Source organism: Pseudoalteromonas sp. LC2018020214 (assembly GCF_016598755.1).
GTDB classification, from domain to species: Bacteria; Pseudomonadota; Gammaproteobacteria; order Enterobacterales; family Alteromonadaceae; genus Pseudoalteromonas; species Pseudoalteromonas distincta.
Genome location: NZ_CP066804.1, coordinates 2,628,061 through 2,643,900, shown reverse-complemented (window position 1 = coordinate 2,643,900; position 15,840 = coordinate 2,628,061). Strand labels below are relative to the sequence as shown.

The following is a 15,840-nucleotide window of genomic DNA, read 5'->3' as shown; positions in this document are numbered from 1 at the left end:
TCAAATATTTTATAAAACGCCGCGACGCTCTTGGTCACGTTCGATTGATTCAAATAATGCTTGGAAGTTACCTTCACCAAAGCCACCATCATCAACGCGTTGGATCATTTCTATAAAGATTGGACCAAATAAGTTTTTAGAGAAAATTTGTAATAAATAACAATTTTCACTTTGGCTATCTACGAGTATCTGATGCTCACGAATTTTTTCTTTATCTTCAGCAACCCAAGGTACACGGTCAAAAATAGTATCGTAGTACTCTGGGATAATATCTAAAGTGGCAATTGTTGATTTATCAAGCTTATCAAGAGAGCTTACTAAGTCATCTGTTAAAAACGCTAAATGTTGAACGCCTGGGCCGTTGTACTCACCAAGGTATTCATCAATTTGGTTGTTATCGTTACCTTTACCTTCGTTTATTGGAATAGAGAAGGTGCCGCATGGCGATTTAAGTGCATACGAAATAAGCGCTGTTTTTTGACCTTTAATGTCAAAGTAGCGTACTTCAGTAAAACCAAATACGTCTTTATAAAAGTTAGCCCATTTTTCCATGGTGCCTTTATAAACGTTATTGGTTAAATGATCGATTCGGATAAAGCCTTTATCTTCTACAACATTTTGCGTTTCTAAGTCTTCAAAATCACTTTCGTAGATAGTGCCTTTGTCGCCAAATTGTTCAATAAAGTAAATTAGGCTGTCGCCAATACCATAGATTGCAGGGTAAGGCATATTTTTATGCGTTGAGTCTGTCGCTGGTTTTGCACCACGTTCTACAGCTGTTTCAAATGCTTTTTGCGCATTCTCAACACGCCAACCCATTGAACAAATAGCAGGACCATGGCTTTTAGCAAATTCTGCAGAAAAACCTTCACGCTCGTTATTCAGTAAAAAGTGAATATCGTTTTGGTTGTAATAAACAATGTCTTTACCTTTGAATTTTTTAAGCTTAGAGAAGCCAAAATCAGTAAATACTTTATCCATATAATCAGCATCAGGTGTTGCGTACTCGGTAAATTCAATACCGACTAAACCTAAATAGTTATTTACTTCACTCATTATTATTACTCCCGCAATTAAGCACTGCGATTATGTGTTGTTGTCATATTGCAGTAGATAATCAACCAGATTTTTAATTTGGGGAAGAGGAGGGCGCTAATTAGTATGTAGTGCATGTGTAAATTTTATAGGACGGTTATTATAAAGTTACGTGTTTGTAATACAGTTAAGTAAAATGAAGTTATATGGTATAAATTCAAGTGGGGGTACTTGTTTTTAAGTTGTTGTATTTAAATACTAAAAAGGAGGTTTAACCTGCGCTAAACCTCCTTTTATAATTAATAAGTAAAAGCCTTTTTGTATGTAATTGTTTACACTTTAAGAGCCGTTACCAAAGAACTTGTTCCGTTGTTCTATCCACACGTTAGTTTTAATTGCTGGAGCTGCTTGGTAATGGCGTTCAATGGTTTGATTTAGCACTCGCGTCGGTTGCTCAAAAGACAGCTTTTGTTGTGCGCCGCCCATACTTTTAATTTCATCTCTGGTCATAGCACGTCCTGCATAAAGCAGCGAGTTTAAGTACCCTGGTACTGTTTCGTAATTGTTATCTGTAAAAAGCAATACAGATTGATTGAGTGCCCAGCGACTATCGATTTCGCCATCCTCTTTTACGCCAGCAAGTTCTCCATCTATATAGACTTCAAACACCCCATTGGTTGGTGCTGTATAAAATACAAAAGCTATACGATGCCAAGAGTCAGGTTGTGTATTGCCAAAATAGCCGCTATCGCTAGTTGCTTGTCCATAGCCGCCGCTTGGGTCAATAAACATATCGGCATCATCATTAAGATAATCAGTTGTATTGGCTTGCATAATTGCACGGTAAATATCTTTACCTTCTGCGGGCCAGTATAAATCCATTACCAAGGTGTAGTCAGACACCATTTCTTCATTTGCAAAGTCACCATTTGCAGGTGTGTTTAAATCAATAAGTAAGCCTTCTGTTGGAGCGTGGCGAGAAAACGCCATAACACCTGAAGGACCATCACTTAAATCATCAATATTTAATTGAGTAGTGGTGCTATATTGTGTCTCTGCAGTGCCCCAATTTGTTTCATCTGGATCAAAGTAGCTAAGTACCGAAGGTCCAAAATCAGCTGCTAACGGGTTGTTAGTATCGTCAAAATTCCATATGGTTACATTTGCTAAGTTGTTGCATGAATAAAGTTCGGTGTCAGTGTCAAGGTGAAGGCACTGACTTGTTCTAGCACGTGCATATTTATCAAGTAGCCACCAAGCTTCAGCTATTGGTTCTACGTTTGAGAATGTAACACTATTAAAAAATAAATCAGGATTCAAAGCTGCTCCTTTAAATAGTGCAACTTCGTAATTATTAGTGGGTTGTATATCTTCAGGTTTAAGTAAAAACCAATCTGGTTGACTTGCAAACATCGTTGTTAAGTCGCTTCCCGATACTGTTACTTTATATATAGAGTTAAACCCTGGCGTATTTGATGGCTGCCTTTCTACGTAAAAAGCTTTATGGAAGTCTTCTTGAGTCAGTGTGCCGGGTGTCCAGCGCTTTTGTACTAGTTCAGGGTTAAGTAATGCTGCGTTAATTGTGCTTGAATGTTTTGCGGCTAAGGCGGTGATTTCGGCTAGCTGCGCATCAGTTGGATAGTTTTCAGAAATAGCGATTTCCGTTTCTGCATCGGGAGCATAACGCCCCATTATCTCATCTATAGCTAGTTTAGTTGTCTCATCGCGCTCATCAATTGTATCGGTTTCAATCGTTTTGTAATCAACAACTGGGGATGATTTATCAGCTAAATTAAAATTAAGCGTTAAGTCAGTAATACCCTTAGCGTAAAAGTCCGGTTGTAAAACAATAGCGCCGTTATCAAGGGTTGTGTAGCTTTCCCCACCGTGTGTATGGCCGCCAAGTACTAAGTCTATACCGGGTACGTTTGTTGCCATATCAGTATCTTGGCCTACACCTAAATGGCTCAACATAATCATGTAATCTACATCATCACTGTATTGGTTTACGATGCTTTGTGCGATTTGTTGCCATTGCCAGCTCATTTTAAATTGTTTAATAAAATCAGGGATCGGATCATCTTGAATAGGTTCATCTAGCTCATTCCATGGCACTGAGGTCATGCCAAACACACCAAGTGTAATACATCCTACTTGTACTTTTGCAAATCCTACGCCTGCAAAGTCTTGTAGTTGCTCTGCTTCATAACGAGTATTACTAGCAAGTACGATTGCATTCTCGTCTTGGGAATAACTTAGTAATTTTTCAGGGCCCCAAGCATAATCATGATTTCCAACGACTCGCAGGTCAAACTGCATTGCTTTTATAGCTTCTTCTGTCGCGGTACCTTGTGATAATTGCTCAGCAACGGTGCCTTTTTCATAGTCGTCACCACCGTTTGTAAATAAGGTGTGCGGAGTTTGGCTTGCTACTTGGTTGTAGTAGGCTTTTATCCGGCTGAAATATTGCTCTTCATAGCCAAAGCGAGCATGTAAATCGGCAACGTGAACAAACCTTACCGACTGCTCTGTTGCATTAGCGTCACAAGTTGGGCCGATATTTGCAAAAGCTTCATTGCGCTGCATTTGTATTGCATATGTGCCCAGTGTTGTTACTTGAGCGCTAACAAATCCATCTAAAACTATTGAATTTGTAACAGTATCCCAATTAGCGCCCGATAGTTTTGCGATAAACAGTTGTCCGCCTAATGCATAGTCATCAGGGATTTTTATTGTGATGGTAATAGGTTTTTCAAGAGTAAGCGTGGAGGGCGTAAGCGCATGTAAATCAGAAATTATATTTTGTTGTATATTCGTCTCATCTAATAATGTTTTCTCGTAGGTAAGCTCTACATCACTAGAAATAGCACTGGAAGGTGCATTAAATATAAAATTGCCTTCGTCTAAAGTAGCGTCTAAACCATTAGCGCTTGATAGCGTTAATTTGCTAGGTTCAGGCTCAACAGGATCGTTTGGATTAACCGTCACTTCATCACCGCTACCACAGGCAGTTAGAATAAAGCTAAGAAATATAAATATAATAACACGTGATATCGTTAACGATTGCATCTACGGATGTCCCTGAGTCTATTCAATAACCAATCAGGATATAATATCAGTTAACGGGGGCAGGGCAAAGTTGAATAAAAAATTCCCCCATAGAAGCTATGGAGGAATTGTCTTAGGTTATATTGCTACATTTGAAATAAACAATAATTAAGAGACTTTCTCTTCTAAACCTTGTTTTTCCCATACTTTAGCTTTAAAAGTCATTAGTACTAAAACAACACCAACACCAATGCTAAATAATGCAATTTGTAAGTATAAGTTAGGAATTTCATCAACATTATTCGGATCGAAATTACCAGCAAGTAAACCTGCGATGATGTTACCGATTGAGTAAGTTAATACAAACACACCCATCATTTGGCCAGTGTAACGTTTAGGCGATAACTTACTTACAGCACTTAATGCTACAGGGCTTAAACAAAGCTCACCCACTGTATGTAAAAAGTACGTAGTAACAAGCCAGTAAGGCGCAACTTTTAAGCCTTCAGCTGCGTAATGAGCCGCCATAAACATAACTAAAAAGCCTGATGCCATGATAATTAAGCCAATTGCACATTTAACGCTGTAGCTAGGTGATACTAAGCTTTTAGATAAGTTAATCCAAAGCGCTGCAAAAAATGGCGATAAAGCAATAATAAACAGTGAGTTTAATGATTGAAACCACGTTGTAGGGATTTCAAAAGTACCAATAAGACGGTCAGTATAGTCGCGAGCAAATAAGTTTAATGATGAACCAGCTTGTTCAAAGCCAGACCAAAAACATGCAGATGCAATACATACTAAAAATAGTGCCCACATTCTTTGTTTTTCGGCATCTGTTAAATTACCTGTAAAGTAAATAACTCCAAAATAAACAAAAAAGATAATAGTAAATACAATGGCTGTGTAACCTGCAACTACAGTTGGATTAATAACAATAGCGCCGGTCATTGCAGCCGTAGTAACTGCAGCAGCTGCAATTACAAATGCAGCAATACCGCCCCATGCACGTGAAGTACCTTTAGAGCCTAATGGATTAGCCGGTAAAGCACTGTGCTTTGGTAAGTTATTAAGTGTGAGTTTGTACTGCACTAAACCAATGGCCATACCGACAGCTGCCGCACCAAATGCCCAGTGCCAGCCTACGTTCTCCATAAAGTAACCACATACGTAGTAACCTATTAAAGAACCCATGTTAATACCCATGTAATAAATAGCGTAACCGCCATCACGACGCTCATCAGCATCGCTATATAATTGGCCTACCATTGCACTGATATTTGGTTTTAGTAAACCAGTACCTGTTGCTACAAATATTAAGCCAACGAAGAAAGAATAATCATGTGGAATAGCCAAAATAATATGGCCAATCATAATAATTATGCCGCCATACCAAACTGCTTTTTGACCACCAAACAATCTATCAGCTAGCCACCCACCTGGTAAGCCTAAAAAGTATACTGCGCCTGTGTACAAACCATAGATTGCAGCAGCTGATGCAACAGTAAAGGCAAGGCCTTCTTCTTGTAAGCTTGCTGTCATGAATAATACGAGCATAGCTCGCATACCGTAATAACTCATTCGTTCCCACATTTCAGTGAAGAACAATGTCGAAAGTCCTTTAGGGTGGCCAAACCAACCACTATCTGGAGCTGAACTCATATTTACTTCCTAACTTTAAGAATTGTTGTAATGGCCTTATAATTTTTTGCTTTAGCTATCTTAGTATTTAGTCATACTAAAATGCTCGACCATCAGTTTATTATTTGTAGCTAAGATAATGATTTGCTATATGGTAGTAACACCAGAAGGTAAGAGACACACCCTTATCCTAGTTACAATTGGGCACAAGTATACATATACCTTAGTGCTAGGGGAAGTATTGCGCGGTGTATCACCTTATGCCAAGTTAGAACTCAGCATAAGGAACAATAGGGGTACCTGGGAACTCAAGCGTTCCATAAACAGGGTTAAAATAGTAACGTATGTAAAGTTGACCAAAGTTTGGTTCGTAAAAGTCAGAACGATCGATGGCTAAGTAGCCACCAAAAAACCAATTCGGCGTTATTCTATACTCAAAACTACCTTCAAGATTATATGAAACCCCAGAACTTGTTTCACCTTCAAATACAGGGTCAACACCTGTTATTGATTCTCTATCATACGCAGCTATTTGCAAATCGCTATCGTTAGGGAAGAAATCAATAGATTGAGTTTTTGTTTGCGAGTACGAAACACCGGTCTTTAATCTATAAACAAAATCATCACCCCAACGTGCGTCATAAGTGAGTGGCACGGATAGACCTACATAGTTTTGCGGGCTGTAATAACCACCATGGCCCCATGTTTCTTCACTTAAATTATACTTGTATACCCAATGTAATAAGCTAGCGCCTACGATAAATTCACGCTTTTGATTGCTTATTACACGGTAATAAGTACCACCCATCATACGATAGCGTTGGTTGTCTTTTACATTTTGGCCTTTATAGAGGGTAAAGTCGGCGCTTGACCAAAAACCCCATTTTCCGCCTAAGTCGTGTGATACATTAGCTGTTAGGCCTGTAGAGCGTACGCCCCCCCAAACTTCACCTGTATTTACATCTTTTAAGCCTGCATAAGAAAGCACTGAATTTGTAACTGGGCGCTTTTCAAGTTCTAGGCTGTATCCAAAGTCGCCAAAACTGTCTGCGTAATTTACACCCCACACAAAGTCTTCAATTAAAAAACCAAGTGGGGTAGTGCCTACATCTACACGCCAGTTTTCGTTTTGCCAACCAATACCTATATCTACACCACTTTCCTCTGGTGTCACTTCATCGACAGAACAAGTGAAAATACATAAAGCACCTTGTCCGTAGCGACTACCAGCGAACTGCTCATCAAAGCGAGTTGTTTGTGCGCTAATAGTAGTCGGGTCTACTTTAATAAAACCTTGGCCTTGCCAAAGTGGAAAGTAAGCTTCAATCGGTACTAAGCCCGCACCAAGTGTTGCTTCACTTTCGGTGCTTGTTTGTCCACTAAAGTTAACACCTATGGCAATGTATGCTTGGTTTTTGTTTTGCTCGTTTATTAGCTCACGTTTAGCACCGTTTACATACCATTGATCGTTTTCATCTATTTTTAAAAGCGCTCCGTAAAGCTCTTTTTCGTTTAAAGTACGATTAGGTGACAGGGTTTGTGCGTACCAAGATTGTGCTTGTTCGGTTTCATTAAACTTACTGGCTACTTGAGCACCTAAATAGCGTAACTCTTGATCGTTTGGTGACTTTTCAATAAGTTGCTTAGCTAAATAAAGTGCATCCCCTGAGTAATTAAACTCATTAAGAGATGACATGATTTGGCGTTGTAAATAACCCTCTTGCGATGTGGTTTGCGCTATCGCTTTTTGCGTAACTTCTTTTGCTTGAAAGTCGTCTCCAAGTTCTATGTATGCATTAGCAATAGCGAGAAGCGCTTGAGGTTCAATAGTTTGACTACTTTGTACTTTTCGCTGATATAAGATAACGGCTGCTTCATATTGTTCTAGCGCTAAGTTTGCATTAATAAGGGCAGTTGTTGTTGCTGGAATATCTTTATATTTTTGATCAAGCTGATTGAGCTTAGCAATTAAGTCACTGCCTGTATAAAACTGGTTTAGGTAGTTATTTTGTAACTGCACATATTGAGCCGTTTCGTTTTCAGAAGCGCTCTCTGGTAACACGTAATCCTCAAACCAGCGTTTTATTTCAACTTGGTTATCTTGCTCTAGTATCCACTGGCCTTGTAAAAGGTGCCAATAAGGCGACAAAGATGAGTCAGATGAAAGGGCACTTGAAAGCAATTTAAGAGCATGTCGTTTTTCATCAATTTTGTACCAACTATTAGAAAGCTCAGCTTGCATTTCAGGTGTTAGCTCTCTCGCTTCTAAGTTACTTAAATGGTAGATGGCGACAGATTTGTTTTTTAAATCAAGATATTGCTGGCTTTGTGTAAGAGACTCGTTAAGCAACAATTGCTGCTCTAAAGCAATAATATCGGTATCTCGATTTTTAAAAGGAATATATTTAAGTGTATCCAAAGCTCCTTCATAATCATTTATAGAGCGCAAAAATAAAGCATGGCTATATCTAATTTGGGGGTTTAGCGGGAACTGCCACAATACATTATTAAACAAATCACGTGCTTGTTGAGTCAGGCCTTTTTGTTGGTATATAAAAGCTAAATCGTAATATAACCAAGGTTGTTCAGGTGAAAGCTCAATAGCTTGCTTAAGTAATTCTTCTGCTTTTTCTAGCTCTCCACCATTAGTATACTGGCTTGCTTTATCCCTTAGAGTATTACTGGTAGCTAGTGCATATGAGGGGTAGATTAAATCTCGTTGCTTTGCGTTTAATGAATTATAAAAGTTGCGAATTGATTTTTGGTTTTGATCTAGTTGCGCGATATTTAATAAGCCAAGTAAGGCATTTTCATACAAAGGATTGGTTTTTAGGGCTGCTTGATAGGCGGTAGCTGCTTGTGTGTAATTTCCTTGAGCTACTAATAATAGGCCTTTGTTATAAAGAAAAGCTTCTTGGTCATGATTTAATTGCTCAGCTAGATTTAGTTTTAATTGTGCTGTTTTAAAATCAGATTGCTCTATAGCATCTTCCATTTCAGACATATACAGCCAAAACTTCGCAACTGTCGCGAGTTCTTTAAGTCCTTCACGCTCATCAAAGTTAGGTGTATATTTTTGCGCGGTAAAAAAATAGTAATATGATTTTTTGTAGTCGCTTTTCGCTAAATACAAATACCCTAAGCTGCGCATAATTTCTTTATCGGTTGGCCGCCCTTTTAAAGCATTTAATAGTAGGGGCTCAGCTTCTTTTAATTTTTTATTATTAAGTAAACGATCGCCTTTGAGCCAAAGCTGATACGCGGGATCGGCAAGTAATGCTTGTCTTACTTTAAAATCTCGTTGGAAATCTTCGTATTGTAACTTACCTTTACTACTAAATGGATACACAGAGAAGTAACGTTGGTATTGCTCAACTGTATTTTGAGTAAGATCCATACTCTTAAGAGCTGCAAGCCAAATAAACTCAACTTCATTAATAAAAGAAGGGCTAGTACCGTAATTACTTAAAATATCTATAGCTTTATTATTTGCTGGGTTTTTCCTCAGTAAATGGCGAGCATAAGGTATTTCTACTTGAGCGATATTAGAATAGCTTTTTAATAACTTTTCATAACCTTTTTTAACACTTTCCCATTGGTCGCTGTCTTGTCCATACCAGCTTAAATGCTCAAGCTCGTAATTAAGTGTAGGGTAGGTGTTTTTAAATATTTTATTGTATATTTCACGGGCTTGTTCATAACGTCCAGCTCGAGAAAGTAGCCTAGCTTCATGAATTAAAGACTTATCTTTGCCCTCAATACGAGAAAGGACTTTTAGCTTTTCAACGCACGGAGCCTGTTTGGTAAGCCCGTTATCTATTTTGCTTAATAACTGGTTGGCTTTCACTGATTCGCCATTGGCAAAATCATAACGCGCTACTGCGCACTGCGTTTCTATTCGGGCAGGGGCAATGGCGACTAGCTTTCGTAAGCTATCTTCAACTAGTTTTTTATTTTGCTGTGCTTCACCAATACCTATTTGGCTTAGTAACCAATCAACAGATTGCGTATCAATATCGTTGACTGTGTTAGCGCTTAATCCAGAGCTAAGTGCTAATGTGCAAGCGAGGGCAAACCTTAACGGCATTCAGTGCTCCATACCGGTTGTAGCGTCCCATCTGCTGTAATTGAAAAACGCTTATTTAAAGCACTTGTACCAAACAAGTTAAGCACGCTGTCGTAATAACGAGTCTGGGTAAATGATTTATCAATCATTAGTTTTTGCTGAATCGCCATTACCGTAGAATTATCGCTATTAGTCGACAGTAAAGGTAATAAAGCTGAATTAAAGCCCAAAGGGCCTCTTTTTTCAGATTTTCCAGATTTAGCAAAGGTATTTAAAGGCACGTAACCACGTTTATTAATTGTTTCTATAAAAGGGTTGAATTGCGCTAACAGCTCTTGTTTATAAGGCGCGTCGTCTGCCATCATGCTTGCCCATAAATATACTCTGATGGCGTTATAACTGCCCAAGTCGCTCGTTTTTTTATCGTAGTAAAAGCCGTTATTCGCATCAAACATTACCCAGTCAGGGCTAACACCTTGCTTTGCTGTATCTAAAATTAGCTTTGCTGAGCCTTCGTGTAATTGATGCCAAGGCGAGTGTGGGTAGAGCTTTTTAAACTGCTGGTAAATAAATAATGGTGAGTAGCTCGGGTTTAACTTAAAACGTTCATTATCAAATTCAAAACCTGTAGGAGCGGGTAGTAATGATAAACCTAGGCCCGAGATATAAGCGGTTTCTTCACGCATTATTCGCTGTGCAAGTACAGCTGCTAATATGCTGTAGCGGCGCTCATCCCAAAGAATAGCAGCTTGCGATAAGCTGTATGCTATCCATAAGTCTGAATCAGACGCAGGGTTTGAATCTAAAATTCCGCCAACATTTTGATTATTAACACCCCATTGCCATGCCGGTAAACGAGTGCTTAAATCACCTTCTGATAAATGTTCTTGCGTCCAATCAAGCACTAAGTCAAACATTGCTTTGTCATTTGCTACAACAGCAAAAAATAAGGCATAAGATTGGCCTTCAGAGGTTGTGACTTTTTGCTCACTCCCCAAATCAATAACGCGACCATCTTGGCTTATAAAGTTACTTTTAAACGTTTGCCATGCATCCCATGGTTGGCATTGTTCTATTTGTGCACTGGCATTAAAGGTAAATAATGCAATCACGGTAAAAAATACATTAATGAGTGACTTCATTACTTATCTCCTTCAGCTAAGCGCTTGTATGTTAATGCTTGCAGTAATCGCCATATAATAAATGAGATCAGCAGTAGTGTTAAAATAGACAACAGTGCCAGTACAAATGGGTGATCCGATAAATGGAACCAAATTAGGGTATGTACAGGAATGTGACCAACAAAATATTGCTCATCAGTTTTAATTGTTTTAATGCCTTGAGAGTTTATGACCGCAGCACTGCCTTTAATTTGCGCAAGCGCTTGTGAACTCATTAACGCATCATCTAGTAGAGTAAAGGCTTTTTGTGATGTTGCACTGAGCGATACTATTGATCGCTCTGAATCAAACGGTGATTGAAAGCCTGTAATAACGGCCATATCACCACTACTTTTTATACTTACTTGAACTTTATCTGTTGTTTGCTCATCGTAAGCACCATTGTATATAGCTTGTTTAATAGCGCGCTGATTGTTATCAAGCAAGATATTAGTTTGCGCATCTTCATCTAAGTTGTTAGCAATGCTATTAGGTTTGGCGATTACTAAGATGTCTTTATCATCTAAGTTGGCATCTTCATTTAAGTGAGCAACGCTTATTCTATGAGCGGGGTAACCTGTGATAGCACCAAAGTGGCCTGTTAAATTAAACAATACAGATAGCGCTTTAGGTGATGGAACTTCATCTATCAATACTAAAGTTTGTTGTAAGTCTGCGTATTTTGTAAATGGGAATCCGCTGTTTGCAAATACATTTAAATCAGGCAAAGCTATGTAATGGTCAAACCCACTTACATCAATGTTGGAGTTCCCATCAATTACGCCGTATTCGCCACCAGGTGGAGCAATGGCACACTCGCCTTTTTTAAGTACTGCAAATCTAAAGTCAAAATTTAACTCATTTCGGCTGGCAAGATTAATACCATCTAATGAAAAGTCTTCAGCGCTTTGCGTTGTGTCTGTATTAGCGATTAAAGGCAGCAAGGTTTTTGCGGTAGTTAACGATGTGTCTTTTTTATCAAGTAAAAAACCACTTATAAACTCTTGGTTTATTAACATGTTTAAACGTGAATTTAAGGTTTCGCTCTCTGGCGTATTACGGTATTGCAAAGTAATAGGAATGCCTTTTTCACGCCAAGTAAATAAATCAGGTGCAAAACGAACATTTAGTTTTATAGGACCATTGTTAAGACCCTCAGCCTGTAACTGAGTTGGATAGTCAATAAGCTCGTCAAAGTGCACGGGACGATCGTTTCTAAGCCATCTTGGCGCATCATAAGCTTTACGCAGTGGGAGTTTGTTAATTGCTTCGATACTTGCACTTCGGCCAGTCATAATCTTATGACCAAACACAAGACCAGTAACCGCTGTTTTTAAGTCTTTTTCGTCACGCCCCAAAATTAGCAGCATTTTATTGTATCTGTGAATAGGGCTTGAAATTAGCTCGACGGTTGGCTTTTCAACATCTGGATAATCTTTTAAAAAATCAGGTTTTGAGTCATTAGTAATAAACACCACACTGTGCTGCTCTGGTGCTTTATTTAAAACTACTGGAAAGTTAGCGCCACGCCAGTCTGCTTGTGCGCCAAACCAACTAGATAAAGTGGCTGCCGCTTCTATAGCTTGTGTATTAGGTGTGCTTGCAAATACAAAAGGTAAGTTTAATTTGTTGTAATCTTTAGCATCAAAAAATGGTTCTGGTAAATATTCAAGGCGGCTATCAATTGCTAACTGTTTTTGATCAAGCGTTATGTGGCTTGATTTGTTTATTTCAGTCCAAATTGAGCGGCTAAAGTAATCTTGGCATCGTAAATCATAGTAACCAACTAGTTCAAAGCGAATTTGGTTGTAGTCTTGAATGTATTTAGCATTTAGGTCAAGGCTATGACTTACCGTATTTTTTACAACACTTAGCTGTTCATTAATAGGTAATACTGTTACTAAGTTATCGTTAAAATAAACTTTTAAGTGCGATACATTAGCCAGCAATGAAGGTGAGTTAGTGTACGAAAAGTTAAGCTTTAAATTAGTGCTTAATTTATCAATTCTATTTGTGAAATCGACACGAGAATTATTATTCACGCCGTCGAGTTTATAGTCATTGAATCCTAATTTTTCAAAGCTAAGGCGTAAACTAGAAACCTGGGCACTCTCAGGGTAGCCATTTACAAACAGGGTTTTGTCGTGCATAGGCTCGATAGCGAGCACTTTATATGCGCTACTAATAAGTAACAATGTTAGAAATGTATTAAGTAACTTTTTAATCATAATTATTATGCACTATCGGTTTTTTTGGAGTAAATGAATTTATGTAAATGACAATATTAGTCATTAACTTAATAACTGGTTGTAACGCTCTTGGAGCATGAAATAATAAATTACTAAAGCCCCGTAAACTGGTTTTTTGTACTTCTTTGAAGCTATACGATGGACGGTCATGTCTAAAGTTATTTTGCCAATCTAGCCAAGCATCTGCTCTTGAGAAGGTACATTGTATAAAAGCTCTCTGTTTTTCGAGAGATAAGTCTTTAAGTGTAAGGCCAATTTGTTTTTTGCGGGTATTACATACATACGTTGTAAACGAAAATTGCTTATTACCACGACTCATTAACAATTCAATTTTATCGTTAACACGACATAAATGCGCGTGATCTGTCTCTATGCCCACGCCGTTATCTGAATAATCCGTTATTTTTACTTTCAAAGTATGACCATTCGCTAAACGAACGCCGGCAGGAAAGTTTGCCTTTATACGATGCGAGTGCCTCACTTGACGAGCTTCAGCTGCAACAGCAACGGCAGCACCTAAAATTATAATATTATAAAAAGCCCAACCCATACTTATTATAAGTACGCCAATCTGGCTTGGGTCACCTAAAAATAGACGTAATAGACCCACTAATATACCGAGTAAATTAATAAGTAACAGAATTAGATACGGTTTAGAAATACCCCAGTCGTAATGCTCTTCATCATTTAAACCGCCTTTTTCGGTTACGTTAAACTTACCCTTATTAGGATTAAATAAAGCAACGGTGGTTGGTTTTAATATGTACCAAGCAAGTACTGACTCATACACTTCACCCCAAAAGGAGTAACGGTATTTACCTTGAATACGTGAGTTAGTCGCTTTGATTTGAATTAATGTCGGCACTACATAAATAAAAATAGCTAAAAATGGGGCATAAATTATGTACGCATTAAAATATATTAGCGCTAAAGGGGCTGTTAAAAATACAATACGAGGAATACCCGATAAAAAGTGCAGCATTGCGTTTATGTAGCATAATCGTTGAGGAATGCTTAAACCCTTACCCATTAATGGGTTATCAAGCCTAAATATCTGCGCCATACCACGCGCCCAGCGAATGCGTTGACCTATATGTGCTGACAGGCTATCGGTTGCAAGACCTGCTGCCTGTGGAATATTTATATAAGCAGTTTTATAACCAGCGCGCTGCATACGAAGTGCTGTGTGAGCATCCTCCGTTACTGTTTCAAACGCAAAACCGCCAATATCATCAAGCGCAGCTCGTTTTAATACGGCGCAAGAGCCACAAAAGAAGGTCGCATCCCACATGTCGTTACCGTCTTGAATAAGCCCATAAAACAACATGTTTTCGTTAGGAATTTGACTATGGTTGTTAAGGTTTCGCTCAAACGGATCTGCAGAGAAAAAGTGATGCGGTGTTTGCACCAAGCATACTTTACTGTCTTTTAAAAACTGCCCCATCGTCATTTGTAAGAACGAGCGAGCAGGAACGTGGTCACAATCAAAAATTGCGATATATTCGCCATCGGTATAACGCATAGCGCTATTCATATTGCCGGCTTTAGCATGATTGTTATCCGAACGAGCTAAATAGCCCACTCCAATTTCCTCTGCAAATTCCTTAAACTCTGGGCGCTTACCATCATCTAATATATAAACATTTAATTTATCCACAGGCCAATCGATGCTTAGAGCAGCCAGAGTAGTGGGCCTTACAACGCTTAACGGCTCATTATAAGTTGGAATATATACATCTACTGTTGGCCATAAGTCAGTGTTTTTCGGTAAAGGCACTGGTTTTCGCTCAAGCGGGTTAATTGTTTGGAAAAAACCTAAAATCAGTACAAGCCAGGCATACGTTTCAGCAAGTAATAAGCCACCACCTAGTGCAAGTGCAAGTGGATCATCCCAATTTAAAGTTTCAGTGTAACGCCACCACAAGTAACGAGAAGACGTAGTTACTGACAGAGTAATCATGACAATGGTTGCCATTTGGCCTTTTACTCGTTTAAGCGCATACGCAACTAGTAAAATAAAGCTTATAAAAACGGCTTGAGCTTCCAAGCTAAAAGGAATTGTAATAAATATTGCTAATAAAAATAGAATAAACGCGAGAATGACGTATTTGACTAGTTTATTTTGCCATACACGCGCATCCGCCATGGTTTTAAACGCACTTTTTTTAGGGCCTTTTTTGTTTTTTGATAGTAGGCGCTTTAACAATCTACCTAGCTTTAAATCAAACCAACGTAATTGCCTTAAAAGGTAGCTAACGCCGTCATAAAAATAATTAACAGCATCTTCTTTTACAGAACTAGATTTAAGCTGGTTTTTAAAAAACACTAAAAAAACACTTTGTATAATAAAGCGTAATATATTTGAGTAAATGTAGGTTCGGTAAGGCAACCTTAAATGAGGGTAGTAGTCATAAAGGGTATATTCAAAGCTGATTTTGTGCTTTTTAATATTTATAAACAGTGAGCTTAAAAGCGTAATAAAAGGCATTATAAAAGCTTCAATAACATTTACTTTATGTTGATTAAAGTAGCTATGAAACTTGAATAAAATGTACCGGACTAACTTATCAGTAAATAAAATGCTCAGCAGCAAGTATAAAGTGCTGTGAATAGGGCGCTGATAAAATAATGTAATGCTCAT

7 protein-coding genes are annotated in these 15,840 nt (G+C 38.3%); all 7 read right to left on the bottom strand.

All coding sequences use genetic code 11. From position 1 onward, the window contains the following. Window positions 1–9: 9 nt before the first annotated feature. The 7 genes from hppD to bcsA all read right to left on the bottom strand — a co-directional run bounded on the left by hppD (window position 10) and on the right by bcsA (window position 15,840). Window positions 10–1,056: a 4-hydroxyphenylpyruvate dioxygenase gene (hppD, locus tag JG479_RS11725; RefSeq protein ID WP_002958202.1), complete on the bottom strand. Its 1,047-nt coding sequence runs from the start codon at window positions 1,054–1,056 to the stop codon at window positions 10–12. A 318-nt stretch (window positions 1,057–1,374) separates the two neighbouring features. Beyond that, window positions 1,375–4,104 carry a metallophosphoesterase gene (locus JG479_RS11720; protein ID WP_200219374.1) on the bottom strand — a complete coding sequence of 910 codons (2,730 nt, stop codon included), beginning with the start codon at window positions 4,102–4,104 and terminating at the stop codon, window positions 1,375–1,377. Window positions 4,105–4,251: 147 nt separating this feature from the next. Then, entirely contained in the window at window positions 4,252–5,745 is a 1,494-nt protein-coding gene (locus tag JG479_RS11715) for a peptide MFS transporter (protein ID WP_024598453.1), read from the bottom strand. A 247-nt stretch (window positions 5,746–5,992) separates the two neighbouring features. Then, complete coding sequence (locus JG479_RS11710; protein ID WP_200219373.1) at window positions 5,993–9,811, bottom strand: cellulose synthase subunit BcsC-related outer membrane protein; 3,819 nt, start codon at window positions 9,809–9,811, stop codon at window positions 5,993–5,995. Then, window positions 9,802–10,932: a cellulose synthase complex periplasmic endoglucanase BcsZ gene (bcsZ, locus tag JG479_RS11705; RefSeq protein WP_200219372.1), complete on the bottom strand. Its 1,131-nt coding sequence runs from the start codon at window positions 10,930–10,932 to the stop codon at window positions 9,802–9,804. Before bcsZ ends, JG479_RS11710 begins: the two co-directional genes overlap by 10 nt. Next, window positions 10,932–13,178 (bottom strand): cellulose biosynthesis cyclic di-GMP-binding regulatory protein BcsB, encoded by a 2,247-nt coding sequence (gene bcsB / locus JG479_RS11700; RefSeq protein ID WP_200219371.1) that lies wholly within the window; start codon window positions 13,176–13,178, stop codon window positions 10,932–10,934. Before bcsB ends, bcsZ begins: the two co-directional genes overlap by 1 nt. Beyond that, on the bottom strand, window positions 13,171–15,840 hold the full coding sequence (bcsA, locus tag JG479_RS11695) for a UDP-forming cellulose synthase catalytic subunit (protein WP_200219370.1): 2,670 nt from the start codon (window positions 15,838–15,840) through the stop codon (window positions 13,171–13,173). The genes bcsB and bcsA overlap by 8 nt, the downstream gene beginning before the upstream one ends.

Coding starts and splice junctions, on each gene's coding strand:
- bcsA (WP_200219370.1), bottom strand. CDS start 15,840: ATGAGCATTACATTATTTTATCAGCGCCCTATTCACAGCACTTTATAC.
- bcsZ (WP_200219372.1), bottom strand. CDS start 10,932: ATGAAGTCACTCATTAATGTATTTTTTACCGTGATTGCATTATTTACC.
- hppD (WP_002958202.1), bottom strand. CDS start 1,056: ATGAGTGAAGTAAATAACTATTTAGGTTTAGTCGGTATTGAATTTACC.
- JG479_RS11720 (WP_200219374.1), bottom strand. CDS start 4,104: ATGCAATCGTTAACGATATCACGTGTTATTATATTTATATTTCTTAGC.
- JG479_RS11715 (WP_024598453.1), bottom strand. CDS start 5,745: ATGAGTTCAGCTCCAGATAGTGGTTGGTTTGGCCACCCTAAAGGACTT.
- bcsB (WP_200219371.1), bottom strand. CDS start 13,178: ATGATTAAAAAGTTACTTAATACATTTCTAACATTGTTACTTATTAGT.
- JG479_RS11710 (WP_200219373.1), bottom strand. CDS start 9,811: ATGCCGTTAAGGTTTGCCCTCGCTTGCACATTAGCACTTAGCTCTGGA.